Annotated in this window: 3 protein-coding genes; all 3 read right to left on the reverse strand. The window is 28.8% G+C overall.

The features are described 5' to 3' along the window. Window positions 1-172 precede the first annotated feature (172 nt). Entirely contained in the window at window positions 173-985 is an 813-nt protein-coding gene (locus tag ACRDBA_RS05275) for a purine-nucleoside phosphorylase (RefSeq protein ID WP_438571878.1), read from the reverse strand. A gap of 142 nt (window positions 986-1,127) precedes the next feature. After that, window positions 1,128-1,877: a tRNA pseudouridine(38-40) synthase TruA gene (gene truA / locus ACRDBA_RS05280; RefSeq protein ID WP_438571879.1), complete on the reverse strand. Its 750-nt coding sequence runs from the start codon at window positions 1,875-1,877 to the stop codon at window positions 1,128-1,130. A 107-nt stretch (window positions 1,878-1,984) separates the two neighbouring features. Then, window positions 1,985-5,052: ligand-binding sensor domain-containing protein (locus ACRDBA_RS05285; RefSeq protein ID WP_438571880.1), on the reverse strand; the 3,068-nt coding region annotated here is incomplete at its 5' end.

Below are 5,052 nucleotides of genomic sequence, written 5' to 3' on the forward strand. Positions count from 1 at the left end.
GACCAAGGATTTGCCGCCGACTTCCTTCAGATTCCACCTCACAATGGACACCCTTGTCTTAAGCTAATGGTTAGCACTATCAACCCCCATATCGGACTTTCACCGACAAGTACGTGCCCATGCTGGGCACACAACTTAAGCTATAAAACACTAGGTTTTATAGCTTTTATTCTTATATTACTTCTATAATTTTAGTTACCCATTTGCATAAATCAACTGAAGCTTTCTTAGCTGTTTCTACTACTCTCTCATGAGAATGCTTTACCTTTTGAATTCCTGTTGCCATATTAGTTATGCATGCTATACCTAAAACATCCATTCCTAAATAATTTGCAACTATTGTTTCAGGTACTGTTGACATTCCAACTGCATCAGCTCCATGTCTTCCTATCATTCTTATTTCAGCAGCTGTTTCATAGTATGGCCCCATAAAACCAGCATAAACCCCTTCCTTACAATCTATTCCTAGATCCTTTGCAATATTCTTAGCCTTGTCTATTAACTCTAACTTATATGGCTCTGACATATCTGGGAATCTTGTCCCTAGTCTTTCATCATTTATTCCAATTAAAGGATTATCCCCAAATAAATTAACAAAATCATTTATAAGCATTAATGTTCCCGGCTCAAAGCTTGTATTTATTCCACCACAAGCATTTGTAACTATAATTTTATCTATTCCTAATTGCTTCATTACGTACACAGGATATGTAACTTCTTTCATTGTATATCCCTCATAATAATGGAATCTACCTTGCATTAAGAGTACTTCTACCCCATTTATTTTTCCGAATACTAATCTTCCCTCATGACCCTTTACTGTTGATACTGGGAAGTTAGGAATATCTGTATAGTCAATATATTCTATATCTTCAACTACATTAACTAAATCTCCTAATCCTGATCCTAAAATTACCGCTACTTTTGGATTTCTATTTACTCTTCCTTTTATATAACTTGTAGACTCTATTATTTTATCGTACATAATATTTCCTCCTAAAGTTTAAATTTATTGAATATTTGTTTCTTTTATAATATTATAATATCTCCTCAAATAAATCCATATTTTTCTATAATAATATAAAAAAGTAGCGCCTATTTTTTTATAGACACTACTTTAAATTTATCTAATATTCTAATTCCTTTAATGTTAATCCCTTAGCTGGAGCTTTAATTCCTGCACATTCTCTATTTTTCTCTAATAATATTTGTTCCATTTCTTCTGCTTTTATAACACCTTGACCAACATCAATAAGAGTTCCTGCTATTATTCTTACCATATTTAATAAGAATCCATCTCCATTTACCTCTATTTCAATTACTCCATTGTTTTCAGTAACATTTATATAGTTAATTGTTTTTACTGTTGATTTATTACTCTTAGCCTTTAAATTAGTGAAACTCTTAAAATCATGAGTTCCTACTAAATATTGAGCTGCTTTGCTCATTTCTTCAACATTTAATGTTTCTGGAACATGATGTGCATATTTTTTAGTAAATACATCATTATATTTTAAGTTATTAATTCTATACACATATGTCTTAGCATTAACACTAAATCTTGAATGGAATCTAGTTCCTGCAACCTTCATTTGCTTTATTACTATATCTTCTGGTAAATACTCTGCTAAATATCTTTCTATTTCTGATACAGGCATTTTATGTTCTGTTACAAAGTTAGCAACATAATTTTCTGCATGAACACCACTATCTGTTCTTCCACACCCTATAACTTCTATATTTTCCCCAGTCATTTTACTCAATACATTTTCTAACTTACCTTGAATAGTTGAAACAGTACTTCCTTTTTGGTTTTGCTTTTGCCAACCCTTATATCTGCTTCCATCAAATTGAATTATCATTTTTATATTTCTCATATTTTTCTACCTTCTTCCGTTTAATAAACTAATTATATCCTATAAAATATCATTTAACTATTGTTTTATTATGGTGCTAAGATAATTCTCTTTAACAATTCTATTTTTTAGTTATTATCTTCCTTTTTCACAGGTAATTTAACTATAAATGTACTTCCCTTTCCTATTTCGCTTTCAACACAAATACTTCCTCCATGTAATTCTATTAGTTGCCTTGATAATGTAAGTCCTAATCCACTACCACCATATTCTTCTGACGTATCTGAATAGGCTTGTGAAAATCTATTAAATATAGTTTCATGATGCTTTTTATCTATTCCTATTCCACTATCTTTTACTACTATTTTTACTTCATTTCCCAAATCAAATATATAAACTTCAATTAGTCCACCTTCTTTAGTAAACTTAATTGCATTTGATATAAGATTTATTATCACTCTTTCTATTTCTAACTCATCACATTCAATTATCTTTTCTTCTATATCTGGCTCAATTACAAGTGTTAGTCCATTTTCTTCTATGAAATCCTTCATAGATAAAGCTATTTCCTCTACTAAATAAACTATATCACAACTTTTTTTATTTAATTTATACTGTCCATACTCTATCTTAGAAGTATATATTATGTTATCTATTAAATTTACTAACCTTCTACAATTTCCTTTTATTGTTCCCATATAATGGCTCATTTTGTCCTGTGATATTTTTTTATTCTCTCTATTTAAGCTTTCTATAAGATTTTGAGTAGATGATATTATATTTAATGGTGTTCTTAACTCATGAGATAAATTGATGAAATAATTATTTTTATATTTTTCATGATGTAATAATTTAGAATATAGTTGTTCATTTTCTTTTAATTTATTATTTAGCTCTGCAGTTCTTTGTTTAACCATGTTATCTAATATCTTAACTCTATTCCATATTACATAAATTACAAAAATAAATGAAATTACATAAAGCACATATGCAAGTGGTGTTTTCCATGGTGGGCTTCCTATTATAACTTCTATACTTGTTGGACTACTCCATTCCCCACTTGAATTTCTAGCTGCTACCTGAAATACATAATTACCTGACTTTAAATTTGTATAATTAGCACTATTTTTATTTTCTGACATTATCCAGTTTTCATCAATTCCATTAAGCTTATATGCATAACTTAATTTCTTTACATTTCTATAGTCAGGCATGAAAAAATCAAACTGAAGTTGAGTATTTTTATAGTCTAACTTTATTTTGTCTTCTAAATACAATTTTCCATTATTGGTAGATATAGATTCTATTTGCACTTTACTAATAAAATTTTTCTCGACTATATCATTAGGAAAGAAACTAGTTAATCCATTAATCCCACCAAAAAATATTTCTCCATTTTTGCTTTTATAATATGCATACTGATTAAATTCATTACCTTGAATTCCATCTGTACTATCAAAATTAATAAACTTTTCTTCTTTAATATCAAATTTTGAAATACCATAATTAGTACTAACCCATAAATTATTATTATCTTCAATTAATACTCCATAAATAAAATTATTAGCTAGCCCATTTTCCTCAGTATATCTAGTATATTCCTTAGTCTTTTTATTAAATTTTACTAATCCATAGTCAGTTCCTAGCCATAAATTTCCTTCTTCATCACACTCAATAGAAATTATATAATTATATTTCCTCTCTACACCCTCCTCATTTCCATAAAAATCATTATATATTTTAACTTCATTTGTCTTTTTATCTAAGCTAACAAGACCATTTTCTACCCCCATAGATAACCAAATTACACCATCATCATCCTCATAAATTTCAGTTATATTTTGGTCTTCTATTCCATTTTCACTAAATATATCTCTATAATCTATAAATGTTCCCTTCCTATCAAATGAGCATAATCCTACTCTCGTTCCTATCCATAAAACACCTTCTTCATCTATATGAAGATTCCTTACATCATTTAATATTAATCCCATTCCCTGTTTATATTTAGTAATTTCGCCGGTATTTTTATCATATTTATCTAATCCATTTTCCGTTGCTATCCATACTTCATTTCCTATTCCTGTTATTTCTCTAACTAAATTATTACTTATCGTAAGTTCACCATCATAATCTTTTGTATGATCAATTCTAGTTACTTTATTAGATTTTCTATCTATTATATTTAACCCATCATATGTAGTTCCTACCCATAATAATCCATCTTCATCCTCATATATTCCACTTATAGAATCGCTACTTAGAGAATTATCATTGAATGGATCTGATTTGTAATAATTAAATAGATTCTCAGGATTAAATAAACTTATGCCTTCATCAGTACCTATCCAAATTGCACCTGATTGATCCTCGCAAATACTTAAAGCATTATCACTTATTATACTACCTTCGTTATATTTACTTGACTTATAAGTAATAAACTTATCTTCTTCTTCATCATACTTATTAAAGCCATAATCAGTTGCTACCCAAACATATCCTCTGCTATCTTTTAGAACCTCTCTTACATATGCTCCACCAATTGATTCCTCATCTCCAGGCATTAATTTTTTTACTTTTCCTGTTTTTAAATCTAACTTATTTAGACCACCATAATAAGTTCCTATCCATAAATTTCCCGTATCATCCGCATGCAAGCTATATATAAAATTATGGCCTATGCTCATTTCATCTTCTTCATCTGCAAAATACTTAATTATCTTCTGTGAAGTTAAATCGATTTTATTTAATCCATGCTTTGTACCAACCCATATACCCCCATAAATATCCTCTGCTAGTGAATATACTTCTTGATTACTTAAAGAACTTTCTAAATCATCTGAATTATACATCAAAATAAAGTTATCATTTTCCTTATCATATTTATTTACCCCATCATCTGTAGCTACATAAATATCTCCCTTACTTGTTACTAATATGTCTCTGATTCTATAGTTTGATATATTACATCCATTTTCACCGGGTAAATATCTAGTTATATTATTCGTTTTGCTATCTATTTTATTTAATCCAGTCCTTGTACCAATCCATATGTTCCCTTCTAAATCTTCCTTTATATCAGATACTCTATTTCCACTTATACTATTTTCTTTATTGTCACTATACTTATAAACTTCAAACTTTGTTCCATTATATTTATTAACACCATCACTTGTACCTATCCACATATATCCCT

Source organism: Clostridium sp., from assembly GCF_051654825.1.
Classification (GTDB): Bacteria; Bacillota; Clostridia; order Clostridiales; family Clostridiaceae; genus Clostridium.

Coding starts and splice junctions, on each gene's coding strand:
- ACRDBA_RS05275 (WP_438571878.1), bottom strand. CDS start 985: ATGTACGATAAAATAATAGAGTCTACAAGTTATATAAAAGGAAGAGTA.
- truA (WP_438571879.1), bottom strand. CDS start 1,877: ATGAGAAATATAAAAATGATAATTCAATTTGATGGAAGCAGATATAAG.